The sequence below is a fragment of the Yinghuangia soli genome, assembly GCF_021502675.1.
Taxonomy (GTDB): Bacteria; Actinomycetota; Actinomycetes; order Streptomycetales; family Streptomycetaceae; genus Yinghuangia; species Yinghuangia soli.
In genome coordinates this window covers 20,050-35,863 of record NZ_JAKFHA010000020.1, presented here as the reverse complement: position 1 = coordinate 35,863, position 15,814 = coordinate 20,050, and the positions used below count along the sequence as shown (strand labels likewise).

14 protein-coding genes are annotated in these 15,814 nt (G+C 72.1%); 6 read left to right on the top strand and 8 right to left on the bottom strand.

Translation table 11 applies throughout. From position 1 onward, the window contains the following. Position 1: 1 nt before the first annotated feature. Positions 2-799, bottom strand: a complete 798-nt coding sequence (locus LZ495_RS27775; RefSeq protein ID WP_235055656.1) for a thymidylate synthase — start codon at positions 797-799, stop codon at positions 2-4. A 117-nt stretch (positions 800-916) separates the two neighbouring features. Here LZ495_RS27775 and LZ495_RS27770 point away from each other — a divergent pair, with 117 nt between their 5' ends. Together LZ495_RS27770 and LZ495_RS27765 are read left to right on the top strand one after the other, a co-directional pair. Continuing rightward, positions 917-1,087 (top strand): hypothetical protein, encoded by a 171-nt coding sequence (locus LZ495_RS27770; protein WP_235055655.1) that lies wholly within the window; start codon positions 917-919, stop codon positions 1,085-1,087. A 333-nt stretch (positions 1,088-1,420) separates the two neighbouring features. Then, positions 1,421-2,383, top strand: coding sequence for a terpene synthase family protein (locus LZ495_RS27765; protein WP_235055654.1), 963 nt, complete (start codon positions 1,421-1,423; stop codon positions 2,381-2,383). Positions 2,384-2,406: 23 nt separating this feature from the next. Here the strand turns inward: LZ495_RS27765 and LZ495_RS27760 are convergent, their stop codons facing one another. Continuing rightward, positions 2,407-2,742 (bottom strand): DUF3759 domain-containing protein, encoded by a 336-nt coding sequence (locus LZ495_RS27760; RefSeq protein ID WP_235055653.1) that lies wholly within the window; start codon positions 2,740-2,742, stop codon positions 2,407-2,409. Between the two features lie 48 nt (positions 2,743-2,790). Next, complete coding sequence (locus tag LZ495_RS27755) at positions 2,791-3,048, bottom strand: hypothetical protein (RefSeq protein ID WP_235055652.1); 258 nt, start codon at positions 3,046-3,048, stop codon at positions 2,791-2,793. A gap of 275 nt (positions 3,049-3,323) precedes the next feature. On the opposite strand from LZ495_RS27755, the gene LZ495_RS27750 reads away from it, so the two are divergent. Beyond that, positions 3,324-3,773, top strand: coding sequence for a DUF5709 domain-containing protein (locus LZ495_RS27750; protein ID WP_235055651.1), 450 nt, complete (start codon positions 3,324-3,326; stop codon positions 3,771-3,773). A gap of 140 nt (positions 3,774-3,913) precedes the next feature. On the opposite strand, the gene LZ495_RS27745 is transcribed toward LZ495_RS27750, so the two are convergent. Both LZ495_RS27745 and LZ495_RS27740 read right to left on the bottom strand, forming a co-directional pair. After that, entirely contained in the window at positions 3,914-5,977 is a 2,064-nt protein-coding gene (locus tag LZ495_RS27745) for a galactose-binding domain-containing protein (RefSeq protein WP_235055650.1), read from the bottom strand. A 164-nt stretch (positions 5,978-6,141) separates the two neighbouring features. Beyond that, the gene (locus tag LZ495_RS27740; protein ID WP_235055649.1) at positions 6,142-6,735 is read right to left on the bottom strand and encodes a TetR/AcrR family transcriptional regulator; all 594 of its coding nucleotides are present in this window, start codon (positions 6,733-6,735) and stop codon (positions 6,142-6,144) included. Positions 6,736-7,181: 446 nt separating this feature from the next. Between LZ495_RS27740 and LZ495_RS27735 the strand changes: the two genes are divergently transcribed. Together LZ495_RS27735 and LZ495_RS27730 are read left to right on the top strand one after the other, a co-directional pair. Continuing rightward, a complete protein-coding gene (locus LZ495_RS27735) occupies positions 7,182-10,829 on the top strand; it encodes a CHAT domain-containing protein (protein WP_235055741.1) in 3,648 nt (1,215 codons plus the stop codon). A gap of 110 nt (positions 10,830-10,939) precedes the next feature. Then, entirely contained in the window at positions 10,940-12,196 is a 1,257-nt protein-coding gene (locus tag LZ495_RS27730) for a serine/threonine-protein kinase (protein ID WP_235055648.1), read from the top strand. 42 nt (positions 12,197-12,238) lie between these two features. Here LZ495_RS27730 and LZ495_RS27725 read toward each other — a convergent pair whose 3' ends face one another. The 3 genes from LZ495_RS27725 to zapE form a co-directional block, all read right to left on the bottom strand. Next, entirely contained in the window at positions 12,239-13,036 is a 798-nt protein-coding gene (locus LZ495_RS27725; protein ID WP_235055647.1) for an ABC transporter permease subunit, read from the bottom strand. Then, on the bottom strand, positions 13,033-14,013 hold the full coding sequence (locus LZ495_RS27720) for an ABC transporter ATP-binding protein (RefSeq protein WP_235055646.1): 981 nt from the start codon (positions 14,011-14,013) through the stop codon (positions 13,033-13,035). The genes LZ495_RS27725 and LZ495_RS27720 overlap by 4 nt, the downstream gene beginning before the upstream one ends. A gap of 86 nt (positions 14,014-14,099) precedes the next feature. Further along, complete coding sequence (gene zapE, locus LZ495_RS27715; protein ID WP_235055645.1) at positions 14,100-15,209, bottom strand: cell division protein ZapE; 1,110 nt, start codon at positions 15,207-15,209, stop codon at positions 14,100-14,102. Between the two features lie 81 nt (positions 15,210-15,290). On the opposite strand from zapE, the gene LZ495_RS27710 reads away from it, so the two are divergent. After that, complete coding sequence (locus LZ495_RS27710; RefSeq protein ID WP_235055644.1) at positions 15,291-15,701, top strand: hypothetical protein; 411 nt, start codon at positions 15,291-15,293, stop codon at positions 15,699-15,701. The last annotated feature ends 113 nt before the right edge of the window (positions 15,702-15,814 follow it).

The window sequence follows — 15,814 nt, the reverse complement described above, 5'->3', positions numbered from 1 at the left end:
GTCACACCGCCACAGGTGCCTTGATGCCAGGGTGCGGGTCGTAGCCGTCCAGGACGAAGTGGTCGTAGTCGTAGTCGAACAGGCTCGGCGCCGGCTTGAGGCTCAGCGTCGGGAACGGTCGTGCGTCGCGCGCCAGTTGCGTACGGACCTGGTCCTGGTGATTGTCGTAGATGTGGCAGTCGCCGCCGGTCCAGATGAAGTCGCCGAGGCCGAGGCCGACCTGCTCGGCGATCATGTGCGTCAGCAGGGCGTAGCTCGCGATGTTGAACGGTACGCCGAGGAACAGGTCGGCGCTGCGCTGGTACAGCTGGCAGGACAGCCGGCCGTCCGCGACGTAGAACTGGAAGAACGCGTGGCAGGGCGCGAGCGCCATCCGCGGGATGTCGGCGACGTTCCAGGCCGAGACGATGATGCGGCGGGAGTCGGGGTCTTCGCGCAGCGTACGCAGGACTTCGCCGATCTGGTCGATGTGCCGGCCGTCCGGGGCGGGCCACGAGCGCCACTGCACGCCGTAGACGGGACCGAGGTCGCCGTCCGGTGCCGCCCATTCGTCCCAGATCGTGACGCCGTTCTCGCGCAGCCAGGAGACATTCGAGTCGCCGCGCAGGAACCAAAGCAGCTCGTACGCGATCGAGCGGAAGTGGACCTTCTTGGTGGTGATCAGCGGGAAGCCGTCGGACAGCGGGTAGCGGAGCTGGTGGCCGAAGACCGACCGCGTCCCGGTCCCTGTGCGGTCTTCCTTGCGGGTGCCCGTGGCGAGGACGTGGCGGAGCAGGTCTTCGTATTGCGTGTCCGGCATGGCGCAAGTCTAGAAGGAGATTCGACACGCCCCCGCTCAGCGCAATACGGCAGTTTGGGCGCGTCGCCGGTAGAGCCTTCAGGAGGCAACTGTCCCCTGCTAGGAGGAGTTCTGCTCATGAACATCAAGCGCATCTGTGCCGCTGCCGCCCTTGCCGTCGCCGCCCTGACCGTGTCGGCGCCGGCTGCCTCGGCCGACGTCTTCGTCGACCACTCGACGTCGAGCACCGCGGTCGTGTGGCCGGTCGTGGCGCACCACGAGACGCACAGCATCGTCTTCGTGGGCTGAGCGGCCCGGTGACGCTGGGCGCGGCCATGGCATTCGTGCCGTGGCCGCGCCTTTTGCTTGCCGGGTCATCGCACAGGGGGTCGGCCCGGCTGCGGTGTGTGAGTGCTGTGCGCCCCTGATGCGCGCCCCTGATGCGCGCCCGCGCACACCAAGGAGTGCGCCTGGGCTGCCCGCGCCCACCTTGCGGGGCTTTCCGGTGATCGCGGATTTCGCCGATGGTGATCGAGCAGGGAAATTCCGTCGACGAGCGGCCGCCCGCGACAGGTGTCGCGCCGCGGCCCGGCACCGCGCCCAGCCGGTGCTCCTTCCCGTGATCGGAGCAGCATGACGACGGTGACTCCTCTGCCCGAACTGGCCTGCCCGTTTGCCGATGAGGTGCATCCCGGGGCCGCGGCGGCCGAACGGCACACGCTCGCGTGGATGGCGCGGTTCGGCCTCGTCGCCGATCCGGTCGAGCAACGCCGTTTCGAGGGGTCGCGCATCGCCTGGCTGGCGGCGCGGACCACTCCCGCGGCGCGCGCCGATTTCCTGCCGCTGCTGGCCGACTGGATGATGTGGCTCTTCGCCTTCGACGACGCCTATTCCGAGGAGACCGCGGCCGGCAGCGACCCCGGCGAGCTGGCGCTGCTCCTGACCCGGCTGCTGCACGTCCTCGACCATCCGGACGAGCCGCTGCCCTCGGACGCCCCCTTCGCCGCGAGCCTCCTGGACATTCGGCAGCGGCTGGGTGCGCAGCTCACACCTGCCCAGTTGAGCCGGTTCGCCGCGTCGGTGCGCGCGTACTTCTTCGCCCAGATCTGGGAGGCCGCCGGCCGGGCCCGGCGGGAGACGCCCACGCCGGCGCAGTACTGCTTCATGAGGGTGGACAGCGGGGCGGTGCCGACGTGTGTCGCGCTGATCGACGCGGCGTGCGGTCTGGTCCTGCACGAGGAGGAGCTTGCGCACCGTGACATCCGGGCGCTGACCCGCATGGCCGTGAACGCGGCGTGCTGGGCCAATGACATCTACTCGGAGAACAAGGAGAGCCGGCGCGGGGCCGACCCCTGCAACCTGCCGAGGATCCTCATGGCGCAGGACGGGATGACGTTGGCGGAGGCGCTGGCGCGTACCGCGCAGATGCACGACCGCGAGGTCCAGGCGTACCTGGTTCTGGAAGCCCGGGTGCGTCCTGAAGTCTCCGGGCCCGTCCGGCAGTACTTGGACGGTCTGCGTTCCTGGATGCGCGGCAACCTCACCTGGTCCCAGGAGACCGCCCGGTACCGCGACGCTCCGCTCGCGTCCGCGGGGACGTCGTAAGCCTCCCGTCGGTTGCCGTGCGGTTACGCCTGGTCGTTCCCGTAGTCGCGCTCCAGGGCATCGCCGACAGCCGTTTCGGCAAGGCGCTTCGCCGCCTGCGTGTCGGAGGGGTCGACCGGGCGGTCGCGGGCGGTGTGCTCGATGAAGCTGTCCGCGGCTTCCATGGCCAGGTGGCGCGCCTGCGCAAGGGCGACGGGCCGCCGCCCGGACGCACAGAGTCCGGACCATGCCAGAGAGGCTGCGTACGCGCCTCCGGCGCCGAGGTCTTCCGCGCTGATCCGGGCGTCCATCGGGGCATTGCGGCAGCGTTGGAACAACTGGGCCTCGCGTCCGGTATCGGGGAACAGGGCGGCAGTCATGGTGTCCTCCTCGATGCGCCGGGCCGGTGACCGGCCACGGGACGATAGTCAGGATGTCTCCGCGGCATCCGCGACCCGCGCGCTCCAGCCGTCGGGGAGGTGTGCCCCGTCGATGGTGATCGCCTCCACGGCAAGGGTGTCCGGGTCGATCTCCGCTTGGACGCCGGCGCCGTTGTAGCGCGGATGCCCGGAGACTCCTTCTTCGCCGGTGCGCTGCACCCGGGCGGAGCGGACGGCCGGGCCGCGATCGGGCTCGGGCATGTCCTGCTCGTTGTACGGGAAGATCAGGATCTCGTATTCGTCCATGCTGGGCGGCCACCCCGCGATCCGGTCCACCGGTGCGGCGGCGCTCGCCGCATCCGGGACCCGTCCGACCGGGCGGATCACCCGCGCCGCTACCCGGTGGCCTGCGCCGCAACCGCGTGGGCGGCTCTCGTATGGATCTTGGCATGTGGATCTTGGCGTGTGGATCTTGGGTGGGCGGGTAGCGGCGCGGTGGCAAGCGCGAAACCGGCCGCATGCCGATGCCGGATGACGACAGCCGGATGACGCCGGGGCCGGATGACGACGGGAGAGCCGCCATGCCCGAGGACGCAGGCCGAGGGGACGACGTCCACCAGCCGCAGCACGTCGGGAACGACCGCCCGGACGATCCGCTCGACCCCGAGAACGTACTCGACGAGCCGGATCTCGACGCCTTGCTGGACCAGGGCTACTCCCCGCCCGAACGGCCTTATGCGGTCGAGGACTACGGCACCACGCAGGACGAGCAGCGGGCCGGAGAGCCGCTCGATTCCCGGCTGGCGCGGGAGCGCCCGGACGCGGGGACCGCGGACGGGGACGGAATCGGCGACCTGGCCGGCGGCGCGGGCGAACCGGTGGACGGGCAGGTCGGGGAGCGGCGTTCGGGTCGGCTGATCGCCGACGGAAGCGGCGGTTCGGCGCGTGATGTGGGCATCGACGGAGGCGCCGCGTCGGCCGAGGAGGCAGCGGTGCACACCATTCCGGAAGAGGAATCGGCCGACAGCTGACGGCGCTGCCCCGCACGCGCGGACGATCGGTGCCGCGACGCAGCAGCGCAGAAGCGCATGGAGGACGCCCGGCCGGAAGTTCCGGCCGGGCGTCCGCCATGCATGCGCCGCAGCAATGCCGGCCCGCGACAGGCCGCAGGCTACGACCGGCTCACGGTCACTTCGTGGAGCGAGTAGCCCCACTGGGTGCCGCGGGTGACGCCCTGCACGCGTACGTAGCGGGCCTGCTGCGAGGCGAACTGGGCGGTGTCGTAGCCGCCGTCGCCGGCGGTCGTGGACCAGGCGGTCCGCCAGGTCGCGCCGTCCTCCGAGACCTCGATGCGGTAGGCGCGGGCGTACGCGCTCTCCCAGTCCAGGGTGACCCGGCCGACCGGGTGCACCCGGCCCAGGTCGACCTGCAGCCACTGGTTGTCGGACCACTCGCTGGCCCAGCGGGTGCCGGGGTTGCCGTCGAAGGCGCGCCACGCGGCGTAGTTGACGAAGGGGTTCCACCACTGCGTGCTGGACGCCGACGCGGGCCGGCCGGCGGCCAGGTTGACGCCGACTTCGTGCTGCTCGGTCGCCTTCCAGGTGGTCAGGTACGACTCGGCGCCGCGCGAGAGTTCGTCCACCACGCCCGGGCCGCCGGGGGTGAGGCGGATCTGCTCGATCCAGTCCGGCACGAGTCCGTTGTGGGCGGCGCCGTCGGTGTTGATGTCCCAGGTGCGCCGGCCGGTGACCTGGCGGTCGAGGAGCGAGCCGCCGTCGAAACTGCGGAAGGGGTACTGGACGGCGTTCGGGGCGTCCGGCCCGACCGGGCCCGGCCAGCCGCCGACGCCGTTCATGTCGGTGCCGTAGCCGAGGCCGACGCCGTACTTCTTGCGCAGCTCCGCCTTCTGTGCGGACTCGCCGACGAAGCCCTGGGCGCTGTGCATGTACTCGGCGACGAAACCGCCGAGCCGGTAGACCCGTTCGGTCCAGTCGAGGTCCATCCAGCTGTGGCTGGAGATGACGCCCGGGTACTCCTCGGCTTCCAGCATGTCGAGGGCGCGGCCGGCGGCCTTGACGCTCATGTGGTCGAGTTCGAGCATCATGCCGCGCTGCATCATGCCTTTCAGCGCGTGTTCCCCGAGGCGGGACAGGCCCCGGGTGTTGCATCTGGCGTTGGACGCGTACGAGGGGACGCCGACCCCGGGCGGGAGTTTCGCGGCCATCGCAGGAGGTGCCGTGAGGCCGATCGGGTTGTCCTGCTGCGGGCCGGCGCAGGGCTCGGTGGCCCAGAAAGTGCCCGTGGACAGGAACTGGCCGATGTTGACCGCCACTCCGGTGGTGCCGCTGTCGAAGCGCACGCCGCACAGGGCGTTGTCGAACTTGTGGCACAGGAACATGCTGCGCACGCCGAGCCCGTAGAGCTCGTCCAGGCCCCGGTCGATGTCCGTCTGGCTGCACTGGGCGATGTCGAGGATCTGCTTGCAGCCGAACGGCTCCGAGGTCTCGACGCCGAGGATGACGGCCAGTTTGCCCTGCTGGACGACGGTGCGGGCCTGGGCGGCGTCCAGGACGATGCGGAACCAGCCCTTGCCGGGGCCGCCGTACATCCTGTCGACGAAGTCCTGCATCTCGTACGACTTGCGGGCCTCCAGGCGGATCGCGTCCATCTCGTCGCAGCCGCGGTCGCGGGGCAGGAGGGAGCAGATCAGGCCGTTGGTGACGAGGTCGTTGACGAGGACGCGCTGTCCGCCGCGCCAGGCGCGCTCGACCCAGGCGTAGTAGTTCTGCTGGTGGCTCAGCGAGTCGTTGGCGGGCCAGTCCTTGAAGGTGGGCCAGCCGACCGGGTCGTGCTTGCCGTTGTCGCCGCCGGTGAGGTGCTCGAAGAGCGCGCCGGAGCCGTCGGGGTAGTGCTCGGGGCAGTCCTTGAGCGCGTCGGCGATGCCGGCGTCCGAGAAGGTCTGCCCGCAGATCATGCGGCCGCCGAAGCCCTCGTTGGACATGAGGTGGTTGTGCGCGTCGACGAACCCGCGCACTTTGCCCTGGGCGTCGGTGCCGGTCAGCGGGGCGCCGGTGACGTTGATCTGCGAGTCGGGGACGGGGCGTGCCGTCGGGTCCCACCACGAGGCGGTGCCTGCCGCGGGGACCGGCCCTGCACCGAAGACGGCGGTGGTCAGGGCGATGAAGAGTGCGACGAGGGGAAACCGCTTTCCCCGTTTGCGTGTTGGTCGACGCATGGTCAGCGATGCCTCCGGTCATGGGGATGATGCCGGACACGGGCCGCCGGGCGTTTCTTGCGGTAACAGCGGCTCGGGCCGAGGATCGCGAGGAAACGCCGAGTGAGTCAATAGTCCGGGTCAAATGACCTGAAGGGGATCTGCCGCTTGCCGCCGGCCGCCGGTTACCCGCCGATCAGCGTCACCAGATGCGCGGCGGTCGCGTCGAGCAGCGCCTCCGCGGTCGCTTCGTCGCCCAGCACCAGGTACTGCAGGGTCAGCCCGTCGATCGTCGCGGCCAGCAGGTGCGCGAGGACGGCCATCGGCACGCGCGGCGTGACCTCGCAGACCGTGCACACCTCTTCGAGCAGGGTGGTCCCGGACGCCGTGTACTTCTCGTACTGGGCACGCGCCAGGTGCTCGAACCCCGGCTCACGCAAAGCATGTTGGGTCAGCTCGTAGGTCAGCATGTGCTCGGCCGGATACGCGGTGACGTGCGCCCAGTACGTGCCGAGAGCACCGCGGACCGTGTCGTGCAGGGTCGCCTTCGGCTCCACGTTCGCCTTCACGAGCGCGACGAAGTTGTCGGTGATCGACCCGATCGCCGCCTCCAGGAGCGCCTGCTTCGAGTCGAAGCAGTAGTGGAAGACGCTCAGCGAGACGCCCGCCTCCACGCAGATCGACCGCGTCGTCGTCCGGGCCACACCGTCCCTGGCCATCGCCCGCACCGCAGCCTCGACCAACTGCCGGCGCCGCTCGGCCGACGGCATCCGCGCCATGCTTGCCTCCTCGTCCCGGCTGCGCATCCCCCCGCGCCGGATAGCCAGTTCCGCTGGGCCGACAGGCTACGGCCCACTCCCGAACCGCACGGCCCCGAGCCCTCGCCTGCCCCGCCCATCTCGACGATCCCCTGTCCCGGCGCCGCCGTTGGGGGACGATGGACTGATGGCGGCTTGGGGAACAACGGGGCAGAGCCAGTGAAGGCCGGACGCCGCTGGCGGCGGCGCGGCGCGGGGACGCCGAACCCGGGTGTCGGCCGCGGACGGGTCGATGGCAGCCGCGGGCTGGGAGTTCCGCCTGCCGTCCGGGGAGCGCTTGGCGCCGGTGGCGGATCTGCAGGGCGCGGCGGCCGCTCTGGGGCGGGCTCTTGGTTCGCCGGTCTGAGCATCCGGAACCGAGCTGGTCGGTGAGTTCATTGCCCGGGGACGAGATTGGCGGGGTGGGGATGCGGGACGAGGTGCTGGCGTCGGGGATGGCGCGGCTTGACGCGATCTCGCCGGAGGCGGGGTTTGCCGCGGCGCTGGCGCCGGAGACGACGGTGGTGATCCAGCAGTTGACAGCGCTGTCGGACGAGGATCCGTTGGACGGTCCGGTGGCGTTCGTGCTGGGGAACCTGCTCTGGCTGCGGTTCGCGGCGCAGGACGACGGCGAGGACCAGCGGGACGCTGCGCGGGCGGGGATGGCGTTTGCGCGGGCGTTCGCGGCGGGGTTGTCGGTCGAGGGCATCCCGGAGCCGCTGCTGCCCTTCGTCGTCGAGCTGGCCGCGGACGGGCCGGCCGCGGCGGTGCTGCGCCATGTGGTGCAGACCGGCGATCGGGAGGCCGCGTCGCGGGCCGTGTACGTGTGGCAGGAGATCGTCCGCCATACGAGCCGCGAGGAACCGGAGTTCGCGAAGCGGAGCGCCGACCTCTTCGCCGCGTTCGAGTGCCGCTACCGGGGGACCGGGGATCCCGCGGACCTGGACCATGCGATCGATGCCGTACGGGACGCCGCGGAGGCGAGCCGCGACGACGACCCCGACCGGGCCATGTACCTGAGCAACCTGGGCGGCGCGCTGCAGATGCGGTACGCACGCTCGCCGAAGGCCGCCGACCTCGACGCGGCGATCGATGCGCTGCACCAGTCGGTGGCCGCGTCGCCGGAAGGCCACCCGAACCGCGCCAGGTCGCAGAGCAACCTCGGCATCGCGCTGGCCGGCCGCTTCCAGCGGACCCGGCACGCCGCGGACCTCGACGCCGCGGTCGAGGCTGTCCAGCAAGCCGTGGCGGCCGCCGCGGACGGCGACCGGGACCTTCCCAGCTACCTGAGCAACGTGGGAACCGTCCTGCAGACCCGCTACGAACTGACACACGATCCGGCGGACTTGGACGTGGTGATCGACTCCGCGCAGGCCGCGGTCGACACGGCGGCCGAGAACGACCACTACTTCAGCGCGTACCTGCTGAACCTCAGCAACGCTCTCCAGTTCCGCTACGAGCAGGGCAGCGACCCGGACGACCTGAACCGGGCCGTCGACGCCGGGCAGCGCGCCGTGGACATGGTCGCGGACGCGTACTTCCGGTACGCGGACCACGCGGCGAACTTGTCGACCGTGCTGCGCATGCGCTCCGAGCACACCGGAAGCCTGGCGGACCTGGACGCGGCGATCGGCCTCGCGGAGCGTGCCGTCGGCGCGGTCGGGCCCGGCCATCCCCGCTACGCCCGGTTCCAGAACATCCTCGCCACCGCGCTGTGGGTGGGGTTCCAGCGCACGTTCGACGAAGAGCGCCTGGACGCGGCCGGCGAGGCGGCCTACCGGGCGGTCGAGGCCACGCCGGAGGGGCACCCGAGCCGCGCGATCTATCTCAACACCCTGGCCATGGTCCTCCGCACCCGGTTCGACAACCGGCAGGAGGTGGCGCTGCTGCTGCCCAGCGGATCCGATTTTCCCGCCAACCACCCCGGCAACCCGCTGTATTCGAACCCGATGCGGGCGCGGCGGACCCGGCAGGACGACATGGCCGCGCTGGACACCGCGATCGAGGCCGCGCAAATGGCGGTCGCCATGACGCCGGAGGGGCATCCGCACCGGGCCATGTACCTGAACACGCTGGCGATGGTGCAGTACGAGCGCTTCGAACAGCTCGCCGACACAGAAGCGCTGGCGGCGGCGGTCGATGCGGCCCGCGCCGCTGTCGCGGCGGTCCCGGAAGGGCACCCGCACAACGCGGCGTACCTCACCACGCTCGGCAAGGCGCTGGAGAGCCGGCACGAGGAAGACCCCGACAGCGGGTTCCTGGCCGAGGCGGTGGCGGCGTTCGCAACCGTGGCGAGGATGGAGACCGCACCTCCCAGGAGACGTGCCGTGGCGGCGCGGGCGGCCGCCGAATGGGCCGCCGACAGCGACCCGCGGGCAGCTGCGGAACTCGCAGCCTTGGCTGTGGAGTTGCTCTCCGACGTATCCCCGGTCCAGCTGCGGCGCAGCGACCGGCAGTTGGCCTTGGGGCGCTTCGGTGGCCTGGCCGGTGAGGCCGCGGCGCTCGCCCTGGACGATCCGAGCCGCCCGCTGCCGGAACGCGCACGGCAGGCCGTGCAGTTGCTGGAGGCCGGCCGGGGCGTTCTGCTGGGGCAGGCGCTGGACATGCGGGCGGATTTGGCGGATCTGCGCGAGGTCGATTCCGCTCTTGCCGAGGAGTTCACCCGGCTCGAAGGGCTGCTCGAACGGGTGCTCGGCGGGCGTGACGCGGGTCCCGCCTCCTCGGCGGATGGTGTGCCGGACCGGACGGCGACGGAACCCGTGGACTCGGAGGACCCGGTGGGTCCGACGGACCCGGCGGAGCGGGATCCCGGGCTGCTGGCTGCGAAGTACGAAGGCGTGCTGCGGCGCATCCGGGCGCTCGACGGGTTCGCCGACTTCGCGCTGCCGCCGCCGTTCGAGGAACTGGCCGCCGCGGCGTCCCAGGGGGCGGTGGTGCTGTTCAGCATCGACGAACGGCGCAGCGACGCCCTCGTGCTCACCGCGGACGGCGTGGAGGCGGTGCCGCTGCCAGGACTCGGACCGGATGTGCTCGGCGAGCACGTCGGGGAGTTCCACCGTGCCCTGCACGACAGTCAGCGCCGCGATGATCCCGCCGCCCGGGTCGCGGCCCAGCGTGTTCTGCACGATGTCCTGGGATGGCTTTGGGACGTCGCGGTCGAGCCGGTGCTGGGCCACCTGGGGCATGCGTCGACGCCGGGGCCGGAACAGGAGTGGCCGAGGGTGTGGTGGGTGCCGGGCGGTGCTCTCGGCCTGCTGCCGCTGCATGCCGCCGGGCATCACGCGGATCCGGCCGACGATGCGGATCGGCGGGTCCTGTTGGACCGGGTGATCTCGTCGTACGCGCCCACCGTCCGCGCGTTGAGCCACACGCGCCGCTCGCCGGTGCCGACCGTGGCGGAGGACGCGCTGATCGTCGCGCTGCCGGTCACCCCGGAGCTCCCGGGCCGGCCCGCACTGCGCGACCTGACGCACGCGGGCACGGAAGCACGAAACGTGCAGGGCCATTTCCCGGCGCACCTGCTGCTCCAGGCGGCCGCCGAGTCCGAGGCCCAAGCCGAATCCGCGGCCGAGTCCGAGTCCGAGTCCGAGTCCGGGGCCGACTCCGAGCCGACGCGGGCAGCCGTGCTCGCGCACATGCCCGAGTTCGCAGTGGTGCACTTCGCCTGCCACGGCGTGACCGAAGGCGAGGACCCCTCGGCGAGCCGGCTGTTCCTGCAGGACGGCTCACTGACCGTCGCGGACCTGACCCGCCTGCGGCTTGACGGTGCCCGGCTGGCCTACCTGTCCGCATGCGAGACCGCCACCGGGCACAACCGGCGGCTTCTCGACGAGGCCATCAACTTGGCCTTCACATTCCGACTCGCGGGCTACCGGCATGTCGTCGGCACACTGTGGAAGATCGACGACGAGGTGTCGGCGGAGGCCGCCGACTTGTTCTACGGCCACCTGCGCACGAGCACGGGCAGCTTGGACGTGGACCGCTCCGCGGCAGCGCTGCACCACACCGTCCGCACACTCCGTGGGCGCTATCCGGCCCCCGGCCTGTGGGCCGCGTACCTGCACACCGGCCCATGACGCGAACCCCGGGAGCCAAGCGATTGAACCGCGCCCCGCGTCTCCGTACCCTCGGATCCGGTCGTTCCGGGGGCTGACCGGGCGGTGAACTTGCCGAGGAGTGGGGGACTTTGGCGGATCAGAGGCAGACGGCGCGCATCATCGGCGGGCGGTTCCGCCTCGTCGGGCAGCTGGGATCCGGAGGCTTCGGCCGGGTCTGGCGGGCGCACGACGAGGTGCTCGGTGTGGACGTGGCGGTCAAGGAAGTGTGGCTGCCGCAGCACGGGGCCGCGGACCGGGAGCACCACGAGCGGCTGGCCCGGGCCGCCCGGGAGGCCCGCAACGCGGCCAAGTTGCGCGGGCATCCGCACATCGTCGCCGTCCACGACGTCATCGTCGAGGACGATGCCCCCTGGATCGTGATGGATCTCGTCGACGGGGGCTCGCTGGCCGAGCGCCTGCACACGGACGGCCCGCTGCCCGCCGCACGTGTCGCCGAGGTGGCGGCAGCGCTGCTGGCCGCACTGAAGGCCGCGCACGAGGCCGGAATCGTGCACCGGGACATCAAGCCGGCCAACGTCCTGCTGACGCCGGACGGGCGGGTGCTGCTCACCGACTTCGGCATCGCCGTCCACGAGACCGACACCAGGCTCACGGTCACCGGCGGCGTCGTGGGCTCCGCGGAGTACATGGCGCCGGAGCGGTTCAACGGCGTCGAGGACCACGGGCCCGGGGACCTGTTCTCGCTGGGGGTGACGCTGTACGAGGCGGTCGAGGGCGCCTCCCCGTTCCGCCGTCCCACCCCGACGGCGACGCTGGCCGCTGTGGTGCTGCAGGAGCACCCTCCTCTGGTACGTGCGGACCCGGCGCTCGCGGCGCTGATCACCGCGCTGCTCGCCAAGGAGCCTGCAGACCGGCCGGGTGTCGACGAGGCGTCGGCGATGCTGCGGGGCGCCCGTTCGGTGACTGCACCGAGGCGTCCCGGCGGACAGCCGGCCGGCCCGACCACCCCGGCTACCGCGACCACCCCGACCACCCCGACCACTCCGACGACGGCTGCGCCGGCGGTGGCGCAGCGGCGGAAGCGCATCAAGCTCGCTTTCGCGGGGCTGCTCTCGGCGATTGCCGTGACGATCGCCGTGGCCATGACCGGGCAGATCCGGACGTGGAACACGCACCGGAAGACCGACTATCCCGCGCCGGGAGCGGACGGCATCCTCGGGTGGACCCTGATCTGGGCCCCGATCACAGGCGCCTGCGTCGCCGGGGCGGTGCTGCTCGCCACCGACCTGGCGAAGGGCCGCAAGCGCAACGCGGTCGCCGCCGGAGTGTTCTTGGCGGTGTTCTTCCTCATGACGGCCATCTGGCTCGGTACGTCCGACGCCTAGGAACCCCTGTGCACCCCGGGGCCGGGCCGAGCCCGGCTCCGGTCAGGCGGCGTGGATGTCGCGGCGGTCGAAGGCGGCAAGGGCGAGGGCGGCGAGGACGGCGGCCAGGGCGAGGGGTGCGAGGTAGCGCCACCACTCGGCGGTGGTGGTGAGGGGCTCCCCGCCCAGTGCCCAGTTCCACGGCGAGATGTACTGGGCGGACTCCCAGCCCTCGCGCAGCGGGAAGAGCGCGGAGACGACGTAGCCCGCCACGGTCAGGCCCACCCCGGCGCCTTCGGCGACGGCCGGGCGGCCGGTGACGGCGGCGCCGAGCGCGGTGGCCGCGGCGGCCACGACTGCGGTGAATGTGCACAGGGCGACCGTGGAGGCGAGCCGGGCCACGGGTACGCCGATGTCCCAGATGGCGTCGGCGGCCCATTGGACGAGGAAGACCGCCGCGCCCAGGGCCAGGACCGCGAGTGCCGCGGCGGTGATGCGGGCGGTCAGTACGGCGGTCCGCGACACCGGTTGCGTGAGCAGCAACTCGTAGTGGCCGGACTCCTCCTGGCGGGCCGTCAGCGACGTGGCGAGCGAGGCGCCGGCGACGGCCATCAGCAGTGGCACCAGCAGCGAGTACAAGTTGCCCCACAGGAAGCCCTCCGGCGTCCCGAGGTCGCCCAGCCCCAGCGCGTCGACCAGCCCCTGGGGCATGCCGCCGATCGCCTCGGTCATGCCCGGGCTGTCGCGGAACGCGGGCCAGAACGCCGAGGTGAGCAGGATCAGTCCGGCGAGGGCCGTGCCCCAGACCGCCAGGGCGCGGCCGAGCGGGCGCAGCGCGCCGGAGAGGAGGGCGCCGGTCATGCGTGGGCCTCCGGGGGCCGGGCGGCGGTGTCGTCTGCGTGCGGGGTGTAGAGGTCGCGGAAGGCGTCGTCGAGGTCGGGCTCGGCGATTTCCACGGATGTGGGCCGGTGCCGGGCGAGGGCGTCGAGCAGCGGGGCCGGGTCGCCGGTGAAGCGGGCGCGCAGGCGGCGTCCGTCGGTGCGGATGTCGGCGAGGCCGGGGACGGCGCCGAGGTCCGGTGCCGTGCCGGGGAAGACCGCCTCGACGCGCTGGGCGGCGTTGCCGCGCAGGTCGTCCACGGTGCCGCGGGCGACGATGCGGCCCTGCCGGAGCACGACGGCGTGGTCCGCGGTGCGCTGGACCTCGGCGAGGACGTGGGAGGAGAGCAGGACCGCGGTGCCGCGGGCCTTGGCCTCGCGGACGAGGTCGCGGAAGACCTGCTGCAGGAGCGGGTCGAGTCCGCTGGTCGGCTCGTCGAAGACGAGGAGGTCGGCGCGGCTCATGAACGCGGAGACCAGGGCCACTTTGCGGCGGTTGCCGGTGGACAGGCCCTTGGCGGCCTTGTGCGGGTCGAGGCCCAGTCGCTCGGTGACGTCGGCGCGGCGGGCCGGGTCGCAGTCGCCGCGCAGCCGGGCCACCGAGTCGAGGATCTCGCCCGCGGTCGAGCGCGGCGGCAGCCGGAGTTCGCCGGGTACGTACGAGACCCGGCGGCGGGCCTCGACGCCGCCGGTCCGCGGGTCGCGTCCGAACAGCCGCATGGTGCCGCCGGTGGGCCGCAGCAGGTCCAGCAGGCAGCGGATGGTGGTGGACTTGCCGGCGCCGTTCGGGCCCAGGAAGCCCACGACTTCCCCGGCGTGCACGGTGAGGTCGATGCCGTTCAGGGCGCGGACGCGGCCGTAGTCCTTGACGAGTCCGCGGATCTCGACGACGGCGGTGCGGCCGCCAGGGGAGGAGTCTCCAGGGGAGGGGGCACCGGGGTCGGTCGGATCGTCGTCCACGGGCACTCCTTGGCGTGGCCTTCCAGCCGGGCAATACCCAGGAGTAAATCAGACATATCGGTTCATTGTTCGGTCTGTCGCGCGCCTCACCGTGTCGCGGTCGGGAGCTCCGCGGAGTCGCGGAGCTGGGCCAGGCGGCTGGCTGTGCGGGTGTAGTCGGCAGGGGTCGGGGCGCCGGCCGGCGGGCGTCCCGGGTGGTCGGGGCCGGTGAGGAACAGGCGTATGTCGCGGTCGTACGCCACATCCACCACCGACGCCAGGCGCTGGCGGCCGTCCGACGAGCACGCGAGCCACGCCGGGATGCCGCCGACGACCCAGGTGGCGAAGCGGTCCGCGAGGGCGAGGTAGTCGGCGGTGCCGGTGGGCGTCTCGCACAACTGGGCGTAGTCGAACCAGAGTTCGCCGTCGCGTACGGCGCGGGTGCGGAGCGCGCGCCGGCCGAGGTGCAGGTCCGCGGCTTCGTCGGGGCCGGGGGCGGCGAGGCCGAAGGCGGCCAGGGACGCGGCGTCGTCCGGTGAGACGAGGGCGCCGGCCCGGAAGCCGGCGGCTGCGGCCGGTGCCGCGAGCGTGCGGTAGTCGCGCGGTCCGGCGACCTCGACGATGTCCAGGTGCTCGTGGAGCAGGGCGATGGCCGGCGCGAAGAGGTGGTGGAAGAGCGGGTTGGGCAGCAGGGCGTCCGGTGCGTAGTTCGAGGTGGCCACGAGCGTCACGCGGCGGTCGAGGAGTTCGCGGAGCAGCCGGGTCACCAGCATCGCGTCGCCGGGGTCGTGCACGTGGAACTCGTCGAAGCAGACCACCCGTGCTCTGCCCACGAGTTCGGCCATCGCGGCGTCGACGGCCCGGGCCTCTCCGCGGTGCCGGAAGGCCGAGTCGTGCAGGCGCCGGAAGAAGTCGTGGAAGTGCACGCGGTACGCGAAGCCCTGGGGGAGTGCGGCGTGCCAGGTGTCGGCCAGCCAGCTCTTGCCGCGCCCGGGAGGCCCCCAGAGGTAGACGCCCCGGACGTGGTGCCGGCGGTGCAGCAGGTGCGCTCCGGCGGGCGCCGCGGCGAGTTGTCCGGCGAGCAGGGCGAGGCGGTCCGCGGCGGCTCTCTGCGTCGCGTCGAGGGTGAAGCCGAGGCCGTGCGCGGCGGTGTCGACCGCGGCCGAGGCTCGTGCCTGCAGATTCCGTCCGTCCCTGCCCGGGTGCCACATGATCATGAACGTAGCCGAGGGCCGCGCCGCCACGCGGGGTGGGTGGCGGGACAACGCCGCAGGCGGCCGCCAAACATCAGCGGACTGATGACCGCCGCGGTCCTCTCCGGAGCCGCAGCCGCCGGTGTGCTGGCGATGCCGGGCACGGCGAATGCCGCGCCGGCCGTGTTCCGGGTCCAGCTGCAGTACATCCACGTGCCGCAGACCCAGGACAACAACGCCGACGAGGTCTTCGTCAAGATCAACGGGCAGAAGGTGTGGGGGCCGCACTCGATCACCCAGCACACCACGGCCGACCTGAACGCGGTCGCGCCGCGCTACTTCGACGCGGCCGGCCAGATGACGATCTCGTACTGGGACCAGGACCCGGGCCGCGACGACCACGTCGGCACGGTGACCCTGACCTGCGCGAACCCGATGCTGGGCGACAACGGCATCGCGATCTCCGGCAATGACGGCGTGTACTGGGTGTACTTCCGGGTCGAGCAGCTCGCCTAGCCGCGTCTGCGCAGGTCAGAGGCCGCTCTCTCCGCCAGGGGAGGGCGGCCTTTCCGGTGTCCGGGGGAGCCGTCGCTCTTGCAATCGGCAGGCCGCCTACGCACAATCGAGCG